The 14,281-nt window shown below is 38.3% G+C and carries 19 protein-coding genes; 14 read left to right on the forward strand and 5 right to left on the reverse strand.

Annotation, left to right across the window (positions count from 1 at the left end; all coding sequences use genetic code 11):
- The 6 genes from I6E72_RS03375 to glpG all read left to right on the forward strand — a co-directional run bounded on the left by I6E72_RS03375 (position 1) and on the right by glpG (position 5,262).
- Entirely contained in the window at positions 1–1,059 is a 1,059-nt protein-coding gene (locus I6E72_RS03375; RefSeq protein WP_197111063.1) for a glycosyltransferase family 9 protein, read from the forward strand.
- Positions 1,059–1,622, forward strand: coding sequence for a D-glycero-beta-D-manno-heptose 1,7-bisphosphate 7-phosphatase (gmhB, locus tag I6E72_RS03380; protein WP_197111065.1), 564 nt, complete (start codon positions 1,059–1,061; stop codon positions 1,620–1,622). The genes I6E72_RS03375 and gmhB overlap by 1 nt, the downstream gene beginning before the upstream one ends.
- 169 nt (positions 1,623–1,791) lie before the next feature.
- Positions 1,792–2,985, forward strand: coding sequence for a glycine C-acetyltransferase (locus I6E72_RS03385; RefSeq protein WP_007584715.1), 1,194 nt, complete (start codon positions 1,792–1,794; stop codon positions 2,983–2,985).
- Between the two features lie 50 nt (positions 2,986–3,035).
- Positions 3,036–4,061 carry an L-threonine 3-dehydrogenase gene (tdh, locus tag I6E72_RS03390; protein ID WP_197111066.1) on the forward strand — a complete coding sequence of 342 codons (1,026 nt, stop codon included), beginning with the start codon at positions 3,036–3,038 and terminating at the stop codon, positions 4,059–4,061.
- 68 nt (positions 4,062–4,129) lie between these two features.
- Positions 4,130–4,447, forward strand: coding sequence for a thiosulfate sulfurtransferase GlpE (gene glpE, locus I6E72_RS03395; protein WP_007584717.1), 318 nt, complete (start codon positions 4,130–4,132; stop codon positions 4,445–4,447).
- The gene (gene glpG, locus I6E72_RS03400) at positions 4,444–5,262 is read left to right on the forward strand and encodes a rhomboid family intramembrane serine protease GlpG (RefSeq protein WP_007584718.1); all 819 of its coding nucleotides are present in this window, start codon (positions 4,444–4,446) and stop codon (positions 5,260–5,262) included. The genes glpE and glpG overlap by 4 nt, the downstream gene beginning before the upstream one ends.
- A 3-nt stretch (positions 5,263–5,265) precedes the next feature.
- Here glpG and I6E72_RS03405 read toward each other — a convergent pair whose 3' ends face one another.
- Positions 5,266–5,664 (reverse strand): flagellar basal body-associated protein FliL, encoded by a 399-nt coding sequence (locus I6E72_RS03405; protein WP_007584719.1) that lies wholly within the window; start codon positions 5,662–5,664, stop codon positions 5,266–5,268.
- A gap of 154 nt (positions 5,665–5,818) precedes the next feature.
- Here I6E72_RS03405 and I6E72_RS03410 point away from each other — a divergent pair, with 154 nt between their 5' ends.
- Entirely contained in the window at positions 5,819–6,358 is a 540-nt protein-coding gene (locus I6E72_RS03410) for a chorismate--pyruvate lyase family protein (RefSeq protein ID WP_165729394.1), read from the forward strand.
- Positions 6,355–7,233, forward strand: coding sequence for a 4-hydroxybenzoate octaprenyltransferase (gene ubiA / locus I6E72_RS03415; RefSeq protein ID WP_197111067.1), 879 nt, complete (start codon positions 6,355–6,357; stop codon positions 7,231–7,233). Before I6E72_RS03410 ends, ubiA begins: the two co-directional genes overlap by 4 nt.
- 37 nt (positions 7,234–7,270) lie before the next feature.
- Here the strand turns inward: ubiA and I6E72_RS03420 are convergent, their stop codons facing one another.
- The 3 genes from I6E72_RS03420 to I6E72_RS03430 all read right to left on the reverse strand — a co-directional run bounded on the left by I6E72_RS03420 (position 7,271) and on the right by I6E72_RS03430 (position 9,668).
- Entirely contained in the window at positions 7,271–7,891 is a 621-nt protein-coding gene (locus tag I6E72_RS03420) for a 2OG-Fe(II) oxygenase (RefSeq protein WP_007584723.1), read from the reverse strand.
- A gap of 92 nt (positions 7,892–7,983) precedes the next feature.
- Positions 7,984–8,868 (reverse strand): LysR family transcriptional regulator, encoded by an 885-nt coding sequence (locus I6E72_RS03425; protein ID WP_007584725.1) that lies wholly within the window; start codon positions 8,866–8,868, stop codon positions 7,984–7,986.
- Positions 8,869–9,245: 377 nt separating this feature from the next.
- A complete protein-coding gene (locus tag I6E72_RS03430) occupies positions 9,246–9,668 on the reverse strand; it encodes a DUF2721 domain-containing protein (RefSeq protein ID WP_007584730.1) in 423 nt (140 codons plus the stop codon).
- 75 nt (positions 9,669–9,743) lie between these two features.
- Here I6E72_RS03430 and I6E72_RS03435 point away from each other — a divergent pair, with 75 nt between their 5' ends.
- The 3 genes from I6E72_RS03435 to tsaD are packed head-to-tail and all read left to right on the forward strand — an operon-like array spanning position 9,744 to position 11,732.
- Complete coding sequence (locus I6E72_RS03435) at positions 9,744–10,097, forward strand: putative signal transducing protein (RefSeq protein ID WP_007584731.1); 354 nt, start codon at positions 9,744–9,746, stop codon at positions 10,095–10,097.
- Positions 10,090–10,680 carry a YjaG family protein gene (locus I6E72_RS03440; protein ID WP_007584732.1) on the forward strand — a complete coding sequence of 197 codons (591 nt, stop codon included), beginning with the start codon at positions 10,090–10,092 and terminating at the stop codon, positions 10,678–10,680. The genes I6E72_RS03435 and I6E72_RS03440 overlap by 8 nt, the downstream gene beginning before the upstream one ends.
- 38 nt (positions 10,681–10,718) lie before the next feature.
- Positions 10,719–11,732 carry a tRNA (adenosine(37)-N6)-threonylcarbamoyltransferase complex transferase subunit TsaD gene (tsaD, locus tag I6E72_RS03445; RefSeq protein WP_007584734.1) on the forward strand — a complete coding sequence of 338 codons (1,014 nt, stop codon included), beginning with the start codon at positions 10,719–10,721 and terminating at the stop codon, positions 11,730–11,732.
- A gap of 11 nt (positions 11,733–11,743) precedes the next feature.
- Here tsaD and plsY read toward each other — a convergent pair whose 3' ends face one another.
- On the reverse strand, positions 11,744–12,355 hold the full coding sequence (gene plsY, locus I6E72_RS03450; protein WP_007584736.1) for a glycerol-3-phosphate 1-O-acyltransferase PlsY: 612 nt from the start codon (positions 12,353–12,355) through the stop codon (positions 11,744–11,746).
- Between the two features lie 230 nt (positions 12,356–12,585).
- On the opposite strand from plsY, the gene folB reads away from it, so the two are divergent.
- The 3 genes from folB to I6E72_RS03465 are packed head-to-tail and all read left to right on the forward strand — an operon-like array spanning position 12,586 to position 14,231.
- On the forward strand, positions 12,586–12,945 hold the full coding sequence (folB, locus tag I6E72_RS03455; RefSeq protein ID WP_197111068.1) for a dihydroneopterin aldolase: 360 nt from the start codon (positions 12,586–12,588) through the stop codon (positions 12,943–12,945).
- A complete protein-coding gene (gene folK / locus I6E72_RS03460) occupies positions 12,946–13,434 on the forward strand; it encodes a 2-amino-4-hydroxy-6-hydroxymethyldihydropteridine diphosphokinase (RefSeq protein ID WP_007584740.1) in 489 nt (162 codons plus the stop codon). It begins immediately after the preceding gene.
- Positions 13,431–14,231 carry an undecaprenyl-diphosphate phosphatase gene (locus I6E72_RS03465; RefSeq protein WP_197111069.1) on the forward strand — a complete coding sequence of 267 codons (801 nt, stop codon included), beginning with the start codon at positions 13,431–13,433 and terminating at the stop codon, positions 14,229–14,231. The genes folK and I6E72_RS03465 overlap by 4 nt, the downstream gene beginning before the upstream one ends.
- Positions 14,232–14,281 lie beyond the last annotated feature (50 nt).

Genomic DNA, 14,281 nt, shown 5'->3' on the forward strand with positions numbered 1-14,281 from the left:
GTGACTCAAGCTCCTAACTATTCATCTATTTGTATATTAAGACTCTCAGCCATTGGTGACGTATGTCATGGTGTGAGTGCTGTACAAGCTATTCAAAAAGCACACCCTAATGCAAAAGTCACGTGGGTTATTGGCAAAATAGAAGCCATGCTACTTGCCGACTTACCGGGCGTTGAGCTGGTGGTATTTGATAAAAAGCAAGGCAAAGCAGCGCTTAAAAGCTTAAAGCAACGTTTTAAAGGTCAAAAGTTTGATGTACTACTTAATATGCAAGTTGCATTAAGGGCTGGGTTTGTAGCGCGTTGTATTCCTGCAAAAATAAAAATAGGGTTCGATTGGGCGCGTTCAAAAGAATTGCACAGCTTATTTATTAATAAACGAATAGCCCCAGAAGCTCAGGCGCATGTGCTTGAAGGCTTTAAAGGTTTTGCAAAAGCCATTGGTGTAGCTGATTATAAGCCGAGTTGGAACATGCCATATACCGAGCAAGACCAAGCGGTTGCCGATGAGCTACTAACACCAAAATACCTAACTAATAAACTATTTGTAATATCGCCAGCAGCAAGTAAAGCACAGCGCAATTGGCTCGCAGATCGTTATGCCGCATTGGCTGATTATGCAAATGAGCAAGGCTTTAAAGTTGTATTGACGGGTGGTCCAACAGAACTTGAAATTAACCTAGCAAATAGCATTATTAAACATAGCAAAACACCTATTTTAAATTTAGTTGGCAAAACGAAACTCAAAGAATTGTTGTGCGTGTTAAAGCGTGGCAGCTTAGTGCTCGCGCCCGATACGGGTCCTGCACATATGGCGGTAACGGTTGGTACGCCGGTTATTGGTTTATACGCACATTCAAACCCAGCACGCACAGGTCCTTACTTATACCAAGACTACGTGGTAGAGGTTTATCATCAAAATTTGCTTAAGCAAACTGGTAAAACAGCTGAGCAAGTGCCGTGGGGTACGCGCGTAAAAGGCGATGATTTAATGAGCCAAATTACAGTTGATGACGTAAAAGCGATGTTTGATCATGTTGTACAAAAAGAGTCTTTGTAATGAATGCACAAAAAAAAAATAAAGCACTTTTTTTAGACCGAGATGGCGTAGTAAATGTTGACCATGGTTATGTGTATCAAAGCGATAAATTTGAATTTATTGAAGGTGTTTTTAGTACTTGTAAAGCATTTTATGATGCGGGCTATAAAATCATAATCGTCACTAATCAATCTGGAATTGGCCGAGGTTATTACACCGAAACTGATTTTTTAGCACTAACTGATTGGATGAAAACCCAATTTAGCGATCACAGTATTGAAGTTGCCGATGTGTACTTTTGCCCTCATCACCCTAAAAAAGCGCACCCTGAATATTTGAAAGAGTGCAGTTGCAGAAAGCCTGCGCCAGGGATGTTATTGCAAGGCATACAAGAGCATAACATCGACCCTGCTTACAGTATAATGGTGGGCGATAAACTCAGTGATATGCAGGCTGCGAAAAAAGCAGGGATCACTACCCGCGTTTTAGTGCGTTCAGGTCAAAGCTTTGATGAAAGTGCCAAGCAAGAGGCTGATTTAATTATCGATTCTATAAACAGTTTACCTGCACTTTTAAAGACATAAATAAACTAAACAGATTAGCCTGTAAACTGGCAGGAATTCCTTCCAGTTTAGGGCGTTTGCGACGAACTGCAAACCGTGCATTTTCCCCATTAAACTTTTACAATACCCCCCATAATAAACAGTCGCTTAAATGTGGTTGTTGACCCGTTCAAATAAATGGAGAACACAGATGAGAGCATCTGCTTTTTTTAGCCAGCTACAACAGCAAATTGAAGACGTAAAAACCGAAGGTTTGTATAAAAGCGAACGTATTATTAAATCTCAGCAGCAAGCTCAAATCGAAGTTGCGTCAGGTAAAGTAATCAACTTTTGTGCTAATAACTACTTAGGTTTAGCTAATAGCCCAGAGCTAATTGAAGCTGCGCAAAACGGTTTAAATAATCATGGTTTTGGTGTGGCGTCTGTTCGTTTTATTTGTGGTACGCAAGATATTCATAAAACACTAGAGAAAAAAATCAGTGAGTTTTTGGAAACTGAAGACACCATTCTATATTCTTCGTGTTTTGATGCAAACACCGGTTTGTTTGAAACTATTTTAGGCGCAGAAGACGCTATTATTTCTGATTCATTAAACCATGCATCAATTATTGATGGTGTACGTTTGTGTAAAGCTAAGCGTTTTCGTTATGCAAATAACGATATGGCTGATCTTGAAAAGCAACTTATTGCAGCAGATGAAGCCGGCGTTAAAACGAAACTAATAGCTACTGATGGCGTGTTTTCTATGGACGGCGTTATTTGTAATTTAGAAGCTGTGTGCGACTTAGCCGATAAATATGATGCGCTTGTAATGGTTGATGACTCTCACGCAGTTGGCTTTGTTGGCGAAAACGGTAAGGGTACACCTGAGTACTGTAATGTATTAGACCGTGTAGATATTATCACCGGTACATTAGGTAAAGCGCTGGGCGGTGCTTCAGGTGGTTATACTTCAGGTAAAAAAGAAATTGTTGAATGGTTACGCCAACGTTCGCGCCCATACTTGTTCTCAAACTCATTAGCGCCTTCAATTGTTACTGCATCAATTAAAGTACTTGAAATGCTAGAAAATGGCGGTGAGCTTCGCGCTAAACTTTGGTCAAATGCTAAATACTTCCGTGAGCAAATGGAAGCTGCTGGTTTTACGTGTGCAGGTAAAGATCATGCAATTATTCCAGTAATGCTGGGAGATGCAAAAGTAGCCTCGTTAATGGCTGATAAGTTACTTGTTGAAGGTATTTACGTAACCGGTTTTTCATTCCCAGTAGTACCAAAAGGGCAAGCGCGTATTCGTACACAAATTTCAGCGGCGCATAGCATTGAGCAACTTGATATTGCTATTGATGCATTTACCCGCATTGGTAAAGAAATGGGCGTTATTTAATTTTATTTTAAACCGAAGCCTTGCTTCGGTTTTTTAGTTGAGTGTGAATTATGAAAGCATTATCTAAATTAAAAGCAGAACCGGGCATTTGGATGACAGATGCGCCAAAGCCAGAAGTCGGTCATAACGACTTACTGATTAAAATTCGTAAAACAGCTATTTGTGGTACCGACGTACATATTTACAAATGGGATGAATGGGCAAGCAAAACTATTCCTACTCCAATGGTTGTTGGTCACGAATATGTTGGTGAAGTCGTTGATATGGGCCAGGAAGTTCGTGGCTTTAAAGTAGGCGATCGCGTATCGGGTGAAGGTCATATTACATGTGGGCATTGTCGTAACTGTCGTGCTGGGCGTGTACATTTATGCCGTAATACAACGGGTGTTGGCGTAAACCGTGAAGGTGCATTTGCAGAGTATTTGGTTATTCCTGCATTTAATGCATTTAAAATTCCAGATAATATTTCTGACGAACTGGCTTCAATTTTTGACCCGTTTGGCAATGCAGTTCATACCGCATTATCGTTCGACTTAGTTGGCGAAGATGTACTTATTACTGGTGCAGGCCCAATTGGTATTATGGCAGCAGCGGTTGCAAAACACGTTGGTGCTCGCCACGTCGTTATTACCGACGTAAATAAATACCGCCTAGATTTAGCCCGCAAAATGGGTGCATCTCGCGCGGTAAACGTGGCAAGCGAAAAGCTTGAAGATGTAATAAAAGACTTAGGTATGACAGAGGGCTTTGATATTGGTCTTGAAATGTCAGGTGTGCCAAGCGCTTTTAATTCAATGCTTAATAACATGAACCACGGCGGTAAAATTGCCATGCTAGGTATTCCACCATCTGATATGGCAGTTGATTGGAACCAAGTTATTTTTAAAGGTTTAGTGATTAAAGGTATTTACGGTCGCGAAATGTTCGAAACGTGGTACAAAATGGCAAGCTTGATTCAATCTGGTCTTGATTTGAACCCAATCATTACACATCAGTATTCTGTGGATGACTTCCAAGCTGGCTTTGATATGATGATTTCAGGTCAGTCAGGTAAAGTGATTTTAAACTGGGATTAGTTCCTAACTAAATTACAAGAAGGGCGGCTTTAGCCGCCTTTTTTATACTATTAATTAAAGAGACTTCAATGGCATTTAAACACATTTCTATAGCGCAAACGTTAGAACTTCTAGATAAAGAAGACGTTGTAATTGCAGATATTCGCGATCCAAATTCGTATCAAGCTGGTCGTATTCCAGGCTCAGAAGCACTTTCTAACGGTAATATTGCACAATTTATGATGGAAAAAGAATTCGATCAGCCAATTATTATTGTGTGTTACCACGGTATGAGCTCTCAGGGCGCAGCTAGTTATTTAGTTGAGCAAGGCTTTGAAGATGTTTACAGCATGGATGGCGGTTTTACTGCGTGGGAAGCGTCTTATAGCGAGAAAGTAGAGCGATGATAGAGCTTGGCAGTTTAAATAACCCACGCGCCGCACAGGGCTTTATAGATTATTTAAAAAGCCAGGGCCTAGATGCAAAGATACACTCGGCAGATGGCAGTAATGTCATTATTAGCGTGACTGAGGAGGACTTTCATCAAGTTCAGCCTTTATGGGTTGAGTTTACACAAAACCCTAATCATGAAAAATACCAGCAAGCATCTTGGGATGTAGGCAGCACACAGTCGCCGCTTAAATATCAAGGGCAATCACTTAATCTTATGGCGCGGTTTAAAGCGCTTAGCTGGCTTAACCAAACTGTTAGCATATTAAGTATTGTTATTTATGTCGCTTTTTTATTGGGTGGATTTGATGAAATTTATACAGCTCTGCAATTTAATCCATCACAACCGCTTAGTTGGTTAACACCTGCGCTTGTGCATTTTAGCGCGATGCATATTGTGTTTAATTTAATTTGGTGGATGTCGCTTGGCGACAATATCGAAAAGCAATGCGGAAAACTCAGCTTAATAGGTTTGTTTTTAGTGACTGCACTTATTAGTAATTGGGCGCAATACCTAATGGTTGGTCCCAACTTTGGCGGTTTGAGTGGCGTAGTATATGGGTTACTTGGTTTTTGTTGGATTCATAGTTTTTTAAATCCGAACAAACCTGCGCTGGTTAGTACGGCTATTGTTGGTTTTATGTTGATTTGGTTAGTGCTTGGGTTTGCAGATGTATTGTTTGTAGGTATGGCTAATTGGGCGCACTTAGGTGGGTTAGTTAGCGGTATGGCTTTTGCCTACACCGCCAAAGTATTTAACGCAAAACGTTAAATACTAATGATATAAATATTTAGTGAACAAGACTTCACGGATGATCTCTTGTCCTGTTTCTTCTTTTAAGAGGCTTTTTAGTTTTTCGGCGCACTTTGCGCGTATTTCTTCACGGCCAGTAAGGGATTTTATTTTTTCTTCAGGCTCTTTAGATAAAATCTCTACTAGGGCATCACGTAGTAATGGCGTGTGGTGCTCTACTACTGCAATATCTGAAGTGTCATTAAGCATTAAATCAATAGTTACACGCACATAGCCCATTTTTTTACTTGATGCGCCAATGTAGTTGGTGATTATATCGGGCTCAAAACCAAAATAACCAACTGTAGATTCAGCACGAGCTGTAAAGCTTATGACGCTTACAAAGAACGTAAAAAGACCTGCGTATACTATTTTTTTCATATTTAAAGCGTTTCTTAAAACTTGTTACAAATAGTTTATACTTAATAGTGGGTAATAAACAGCGCCAAGCTATTATTTATGGTTATAAAACATCACTTTTTCAAAAGCTTTGGCAATGGTATCATCTCGTTGTTTTTTATTTTGTTGAGCTATTGTGATTACTTATCCTCTGTCTATATCTGCTAATTGGCAGTCCACTTCATATGTAAGTGACTTATCTCCTCTAGAGCAAGAATGGCTTTTTGAACCTAATTCTTTAACTGCTAAATTAAAAAGTAAATCACAAATTTTTAGTGTAAGAGTATTAAGCGAGCAGTTATTTACTTTAAGTCTAGAGCAAAAGTTATTACTAAACTGTAGCGCTAAAACAGCTATTAATAGAGAAGTACTCTTATTGTGCGATAACAAACCTGTGGTATACGCACAGAGCTGGCTTCCTAAAAATGATTCGAGCAATCCTTTGCACAATATGGGTGAACGACCTCTTGGTGATGTGATTTTTCAAGACCCAGCACTAAAACGAACGGATATAGAAATTGCTTATTTTGATGCCAAGCACCCCGTTCAGCAATTAGTTGCAAAATTAAATCTACCCGAAAAAAACTTACTAGGGCGTCGAAGTGTATTTTCACTCAAAGAATATAAATTTTTAGTGTGTGAAGTGTTTTTACCAGGAGCATATTTATACTCATGAAATTAGCCGCTTTAAAGCCAAAACATATTTCTTACTATATACAGCTAATGCGTATAGATAAGCCCATTGGTACCTTGTTATTACTTTGGCCAACATACTGGGCTTTATGGCTTGCTAATAGTGGGATGCCGAGCTTACTCAACTTTATTATATTTACGCTGGGCGTTGTTGTTATGCGAAGTGCAGGGTGTGTAATTAATGATTTTGCAGATAGGAAAATAGACGGCTCTGTAAAGCGCACAGCTCAGCGGCCGCTAGCTTCAGGGCGGGTTAGTAGTGGTGAAGCACTTAGCCTATTTTTACTGCTCATAGTTATTGCGTTTATTTTAGTATTAATGCTTAGCGTTAATACTATTTTGCTTTCTTTTGGGGCTTTGGCTTTAGCCTTTTGCTACCCTTTTATGAAACGCTATACACAATTACCACAAGTTGTTTTAGGAGCTGCATTTGGTTGGGCTATTCCAATGGCCTATATGGCTTCAATAAATGCATTACCGCAGCAGGCATGGTTATTATTTATAGCCAACATTTGCTGGACAGTCGCTTATGACACTATGTATGCGATGGTTGATAGAGATGACGATTTAAAAATAGGGGTAAAATCAACCGCTATTTTATTTGGTAAATTCGACCGCCACATAATCTTTTTACTTAATGCTGTATTTATAGCGCTGGTTGCGTTTATTGGTATAAGTAATCATTTAAGTGTCGCGTTTGGCGTTGGTTTGAGTGTAGCAGCTGGTTTATTGGCATACCAACAAACGCTTATTCATAAGCGTGAAAGAGATGCCTGCTTTAAAGCGTTTTTAAATAATCATTATGTGGGCTTGGCTATCTTTATAGGGTTATTACTTTCATACCCAATAGCATTTTAAAGCCTTAGTAAAGGCTGTTAAAATGAGTTATTTAGAGCTATCGGGGCGGATCAATAATACCGCTAATAGAGGCGTTTTTTCTAAACCATCCAGCAATAGAATAGCGTTCGTCAACTGCAGGAAGCACTTCATGGGCAAAACGTTCACTTTCAAACATAACCAATGTGCCAGCAGTTGGTTTAATCGTTATTTCTACTTCTTTACTTTTAGGTTTATAAATAACAAGTTCGCCACCTTGCTCTGGCGTATTTAAATAAAGCACCGTTGTAAATACACGATTAGATCGACCTTTAAATGCATCTAAGTGTTTTTTGTAAAAATCACCCTGTGTATATTTTGCATAATGGCATTCGTAATCAAATAGCCCCATAAAAAAGCTACGATTTAATGTGGTTTTTATACTTTGCATTATTGCTTGGTAAGTAAGCTGTGCTTGAGAGCTGCCGTCAAACCAATAGGTTTTGTCAGTACGAATAGTTTTATCTATTTGTAAGTTATTTAATCGACCAATACCGGCAAGGCTAAAGTGGGGGTTTATACGGTGACAATCTGCAACTAAATCGTTAACTAAATCGGCAATAAGCGCGTTATGAATTACGGTGTATCCTTGGCGTTCTATATCATCTAAATAGACATCAGGACCAAAAAGTGTGTTCATTCACATCAGCTGTTTAAAAAAGGTGCGACAGTGTAGCCGAAAAGCGATTTAAAGCTACTGTTTATTGTGCCGCACTTTTTCAAAAAGAAGGATTAGTTAAATGCAGCTCCCGCTTTTTTTATAAGCGACAGCAAGTGCTCTACATGTTCGGTAATAGATGTTTGTTGGCTTGTTTGTACAACGAGTTGTTCGTGATTTAAATCTTTATTTGTTTTTAGTTGTACGAGTTCAGAGTTCTCTGCGATTGTGTTTGCATGCTCAATGCTTGCTATAGCAAAGTGATCTGATTTAACTACACCAGCCATTACTTGCTCAATGCTGCCCACTTTAATACTTGATGATTTATTTAAAGAATCAATTGCTTCATTAAGCATAGTTTGCACTTGTTTAGATTGAGAGAAGCAGCCAAACATAGGGTAGCTATCAAGATTTTGCTTACTTATATCGTTTTTATGTGCAAGAGGGTGATTTTTTGAAACAAATAATACAAGCTGATCAGGTAAGTGAATGTCACTGCCAATACTATTAATAGCTTGAGAGTATACACTTATGTCTATTTCACCTTGTTGGAGTCTGCGTGTTAGCTCTTGTTGATCTTGTAACTGCATTTCAATTTTTATATGAGGATATTGGGCTAAAAACTGTCCACAAGAAATCGGTACTATGCTGCTTGCCTTATTGGTATAGCCAATAACAAGTTTTTCATTAGCATTACCGTTTACTGATTGAAAAATCCGTTTTTTCGTTAGCTCAAGTTCCGATAGAGTCGTTTTAGCATATTCAAGGAAAAGTTCGCCTTCAGGCGTTAATTTAACCGAACGAGTTGAGCGTTTTACTAACTCATATCCCATTTCATTTTCAAGTGTTTGAATACTGCGCGTTAGCGCTGAAGTACTAATTTGGGTTTGTTCAGCTGCTTGTCTAAAGTGACGTAATACACCAAGTGCTACAAATTGCTCTAATTGTTCAAATCTCACTTTATAGTCCCTTTTTATAAGTAAGTCGCAGATACCACGGATATCAAATATATTAATTTTTATTCTAAAGTTTAGTAAAATTCTATATTGAAATACGGTTGCAAGTTCATACGTGTTTCCAGCAGGATACCCCCCTTTTAGTATTAATTAAAGAGGAAAGCGACCAAATAGTATTACTTTTTTAATTGATAACTAGTTGTTTATTGTGTTTTGTCTATATTTTTGCAATTAACTATCTAGGCAAAGTTATTTTAACTCAGTGGGTTAGTTAGGAGATTGGAATTTAATTGTTCTAATTAATAAAAAAGTACGCCCCAAAATAGGGCGCACATATAACATGATTATGACAAATAATAGGGTGTTTTATCTATAAGAGTTTATTTTACAAAATTTCTATTTATTCGGCTGCTTAATGGTTTATTTTCAATGCTTTGTAATTCTATTTCAATCGCATCACAGGAAATATGTATTTCGAATAAAGACGTTAATAACGATAAACTTAAGCAAGCTAAGCTAATGCCAAATAAAATAATTCCTGTGGTATTAAATTCAATAAATAAAGCAAACATCGAAAATGTACACAGTAAAAAAGAGGCTACGCCGTATACCTGCATTGTTCTTATTAAGTTTATTCGTTTACGTAAGTTAGTGATTTGAGCGACTACAACAGGTCGGATAGATTCGCCTTCACGCGCATTTAACTCTCTAATTAATTGCGCTAAAACTAAAAATCGGTTTGTATAGGCTAATAATAGCAGCGATATGGCCGGAAAAAGTAAGCCCGGGGTTGTAAGTGTCATGTTTATTCCTTAAAAGTGCAGCATGCTAATAATTTAGCGCAGGATATTGATAACACAAAATAAATGAGGTGAATATTGCAAAATATTAATAATAAAAATTCAACTGATAGCTCTTTTCAATGGGTTACAATTTATAAAGCCGAAAATACCCTTGAGGCTAATATTATTAAAGGTTTAATACAAACCAGTGGCATCGAATGCAAAATAAAAGGTGAGATGCTCCAAGGCGCATTGGGAGAAATTCCATTTGATCAAGCACAAGTTAGTGTGCAGGTTTATGCGATAAAAGAGCGCCATGCGCGCCAAATATTGTTAAACTATCAACAAGTAAAACAATCCGCTCCAGATTGGGTATGCCCTAACTGTAATGAGCATAATGGATCAACATTTGATTTTTGTTGGTCGTGTGAGACGTTAAAGAATGACTAAAGCAAATAATTTTCAGCGTATTAGAGAGCTTAACTATTTACAAAAAGCTGTTTTAGCAAGTGCTTTAATAGAGCGAATGCTGCCAAATTACGGTTTATTTAGCGAAGCAACGGGGTTTGGTGATGAAACCTTACTTCGTAATTCGCTTAATGTTTGTTGGGAAAAAATATTACTGCCTAAAAGTAAAATAGATCTCGAAAAACAAGTTGAAAAAATAGAACCGAATGTTCCTGAACTTGCTGATTTTGATATGTTTGGTACTTACCCTGCTATTGATGCTGCAACGTCTTTACTTAGCTTAATGCATGGTTTAATGGCGCAAGATGAGCAAGAGTTCATTAGTGTCAGTAAAATATCTCAAGCAACAGTGGCCCGCTTTATTGAATATCAAATGACGGTTGAAGGTGAGGTTGCAGATAACACGGCCGTTAGAGAGCATCCATTAATGCAATACGAAATTGAAGTATTAGGTGAGCTAATTGATTTTGTAGAAAATATGGGGCGTATTACCTCTGATAGCGTGAAGGCACTTAAAAAGTTTGCCCTAGAAGATGGCCAAACAAATATTGGCCTTACGTTATAAAAACAGCGAAGTGAAATTTTAAAGGCAGGAGAAGTACAGTGCGAATTTTAGGCATTGAATCGTCATGCGATGAAACAGGTATTGCAATATACGATGACGAAAAAGGCTTGTTAGCTCATCAATTATACAGCCAGGTAAAAGTACACGCTGATTATGGCGGTGTAGTACCGGAACTTGCATCGCGCGATCATGTTCGTAAAACGCTACCACTTATAGACGCAGCTTTTGCACAAGCGGGTTGCGGCCCAGAAGATTTAGACGGTATTGCTTATACTGCAGGCCCAGGTTTAGTTGGAGCATTGTTGGTAGGTACTTCTATTGGTCGTTCATTAGCATACGGTTGGGATATTCCAGCTGTTGCTGTTCATCATATGGAAGGGCATTTACTTGCTCCGATGCTTGAAGAAAATATTCCTGAGTTTCCGTTTATTGCATTGCTTGTATCAGGCGGTCATACCATGATGGTTAAAGTAGCGGGTATTGGACAATACGAAGTACTAGGTGAGTCAGTTGATGATGCCGCAGGCGAAGCCTTTGATAAAACGGCTAAGTTACTTGGTCTTGACTACCCTGGAGGTCCGCGCTTAGCTAAAATGGCTGAACAAGGCGTTGCGAAGCGCTTTATTTTTCCTCGCCCGATGACCGACAAACCAGGTCTTGATTTTAGTTTTAGTGGTTTAAAAACTGCAGCATCAATCACTATTCGTGAAAATGACGACGACGATCAAACTAAAGCTGATATAGCGCATGCATTTCAAACAGCGGTTATTGATACGCTGGTTATTAAGTGCAAGCGAGCGCTTAAACAAACAGGTATTAAGCGTTTAGTAATCGCCGGTGGCGTAAGTGCAAATACACAGCTTCGACTGCAGCTTGAACGCGTAATGAAAGGTATGAAAGGCGAAGTTTTTTATCCACGTACTGAATTTTGTACCGACAACGGTGCAATGATTGCTTATGCAGGAATGCAACGTTTAAAAGCAGGGCAATTTGCCACACTTGATATGAAAACAAAACCTCGTTGGCCTATAGATAGCCTTGAGCCGATTTAATGACTCATATTTTAGATATTTTTGTTTTCATCGGTGGGTGCTTTTTTAGCACCCACTTTTGGTTCTTCCCCGCTAAATAATCGAATAATATTAGTACGGTGACGAAATATAATTAACAGCGTGATAAAAGTAACGGGAAGAGTATAAAGTGGTTTTATTAGCCATGTATATAAGGGCGCTAAAGATACAGCTACAAGCGCTGCCAGTGATGAATAGCGTGTTATTGCCACTATAACCAGCCATGTACAAACAAGTAAACCAGCCAATGATAAGCCAATAGGTAATAATGAGCCAAATGCCGTTGCTACTGCTTTACCGCCTTTGAAGCTAAAAAACAGTGGGTACATATGGCCTAAGCAAGCAGCTACTGCGACTAAACCAAGCTCTAAAGGTTCAACTTCTAAAAAATAAGCCCCCCATACCGGAATAGTGCCTTTTAAAATATCAAACACTAAAACCAAGCAAGCCGGAAATGCTCCGCCTAATCTATAAACATTTGTAGCTCCTGGGTTGTTAGAACCACTATTACGAGGGTCAGGGAGTTTGAACAACCGCGACACTAAAATAGCCGACGAAATCGACCCAAGTAAATAAGCTAAAACAAACATTAAAGTGGCTAACACACGCTTCCTTATTTTTTAATTGCTATACCAATTGATAGTACTTTTAAGCTATTATTGGCAGCAAAATTTATCGTGAAAATTATTAACAGGCTATTTAATAGCTAGTTTGGTTATTTTGCTATTGTAGAAGTTATTTTCACATATTTAAACACTGGCTAAACCATATACAGTATTAATTTTATTGATGCTTTGTATAGTTGCTTAGTCGTTTGTTGTTATTTGGAGTATCAATGGATAAGGTTTTTATATCTCAATTACACGTCGACACTATTATTGGAGTGTACGACTTTGAAAAAGAAAGTAAACAGAGCCTTTATTTTGATATTGAAATGCTTAGTGATATTAAGCCTGCAGCCGAAAATGACGATATTAATTTAGCACTGGATTACTCAAAAGTAAGCGAACGCGTTATTAAGCACTGCACTGCAAAACCTGTTGAGTTGCTAGAGACTTTGGTTGAGCAGTTGGCTGAGATTATTTTAAGCGAGTTTAATACGCCACAAGTTACTATAAGAGTAAGTAAACCTGCAGCAATAGCACAAGCACAAACTGTGGGTGTTGAAATTACACGTGTTAAGGCAACTGACTAAATGGCTCAAATTTATATCAGCCTAGGGTCAAATATAAATAAAGCGCATTATATACAATGTGCATTAATTGCACTTAAGCAGCACTTTGAGCACATTGTGCACTCGTCTGTTTTTGAAAGTGAAGCAGTTGGGTTTGCTGGCAATAATTTTTATAATTCAGTAGTTGGCGCTACAACTGATATGTCGCTTGCTGATGTATGCGCTTTATTAAAACAAATAGAGCGTGATAATGGGCGTACAGCGAACGATAAAAAATTTAGTCCACGAACGCTCGATTTAGATTTACTGTTTTATGATGATGTAACTTGCGATTCCCCAGCGCAATTACCACGTGATGAAATAACTAAAAATGCATTTGTATTACAACCTCTGAGTGAGGTTGCCCCAGATTTTTATCATCCTGTAGCTAAGCAAACGATTGCGCAGTTATGGAATGAATATAATAACCCTCAACAAAAGCTATGGAAGGTGGAGTTTTCTAACCTATGAGTATTATCGAAATAATTATTTTAGCCCTCATACAGGGATTTACTGAGTTTTTACCAATATCGAGTTCTGCGCATTTAATTCTCCCATCGCAAATTTTAGGCTGGGAAGATCAAGGGCTTGCGTTTGACGTAGCAGTACATGTTGGTACTTTAATAGCCGTTGTTATTTATTTTCGTAAAGAAGTAGTAGATATACTAAGCGCATGGTTTAAATCTTTTGGTAAGCAAGGCACTACCGATGACAGTAAATTAGGCTGGTGGATTATACTAGGTACAGTGCCTGCCGCTATTTTAGGTTTACTTTTAAAAGACTTTATTGAGTTATATTTGCGAAGCGCTTGGGTAATTGCTACTACCACCATTGTATTTGGTTTGTTGCTTTGGTACGCGGATGCAAAAGGGAAACAAATTAAAACTATTTATCAGCTCAATTGGAAAACGGCACTTATCATTGGTTTTGCACAAGCTGTTGCAATGATCCCGGGTACTTCTCGATCAGGTATCACGATGACCGCTGGTTTAATGTTGGGTATGAATAAGCAAAGCGCAGCGCGTTTTTCGTTTTTACTAGCGATTCCGATTATTTCTATGATGGGGCTTTATTATATTGCAGAGCTTGCACTGGGTGACCATGTAGTTGATTGGAATACATTATTGCTTGGTGTGGTGCTATCGTTCTTATCGGCTTATGCATGTATATTTATGTTTTTAAAAGTAATAGAGCGAATGGGTATGTTGCCATTTGTAATATATCGTTTATTACTCGGTGTAGGTTTGATTGTATTTTTAATGATGTAGAAAATAATCGCCTAACAAAAAAGCCTTCTGACTAAGAAGGCTTTTTTGTT

Source organism: Pseudoalteromonas sp. NSLLW24, assembly GCF_015864725.1.
GTDB lineage: Bacteria > Pseudomonadota > Gammaproteobacteria > Enterobacterales > Alteromonadaceae > Pseudoalteromonas > Pseudoalteromonas arctica.

Bases quoted from the DNA above. Each gene is read 5' to 3' on its own strand.
- gmhB (WP_197111065.1), top strand. From the start codon at position 1,059: ATGAATGCACAAAAAAAAAATAAAGCACTTTTTTTAGACCGAGATGGC.
- I6E72_RS03385 (WP_007584715.1), top strand. From the start codon at position 1,792: ATGAGAGCATCTGCTTTTTTTAGCCAGCTACAACAGCAAATTGAAGAC.
- tdh (WP_197111066.1), top strand. From the start codon at position 3,036: ATGAAAGCATTATCTAAATTAAAAGCAGAACCGGGCATTTGGATGACA.
- glpE (WP_007584717.1), top strand. From the start codon at position 4,130: ATGGCATTTAAACACATTTCTATAGCGCAAACGTTAGAACTTCTAGAT.
- glpG (WP_007584718.1), top strand. From the start codon at position 4,444: ATGATAGAGCTTGGCAGTTTAAATAACCCACGCGCCGCACAGGGCTTT.
- I6E72_RS03405 (WP_007584719.1), bottom strand. From the start codon at position 5,664: ATGAAAAAAATAGTATACGCAGGTCTTTTTACGTTCTTTGTAAGCGTC.
- ubiA (WP_197111067.1), top strand. From the start codon at position 6,355: ATGAAATTAGCCGCTTTAAAGCCAAAACATATTTCTTACTATATACAG.
- I6E72_RS03420 (WP_007584723.1), bottom strand. From the start codon at position 7,891: ATGAACACACTTTTTGGTCCTGATGTCTATTTAGATGATATAGAACGC.
- I6E72_RS03430 (WP_007584730.1), bottom strand. From the start codon at position 9,668: ATGACACTTACAACCCCGGGCTTACTTTTTCCGGCCATATCGCTGCTA.
- I6E72_RS03440 (WP_007584732.1), top strand. From the start codon at position 10,090: ATGACTAAAGCAAATAATTTTCAGCGTATTAGAGAGCTTAACTATTTA.
- folB (WP_197111068.1), top strand. From the start codon at position 12,586: ATGGATAAGGTTTTTATATCTCAATTACACGTCGACACTATTATTGGA.
- folK (WP_007584740.1), top strand. From the start codon at position 12,946: ATGGCTCAAATTTATATCAGCCTAGGGTCAAATATAAATAAAGCGCAT.
- I6E72_RS03465 (WP_197111069.1), top strand. From the start codon at position 13,431: ATGAGTATTATCGAAATAATTATTTTAGCCCTCATACAGGGATTTACT.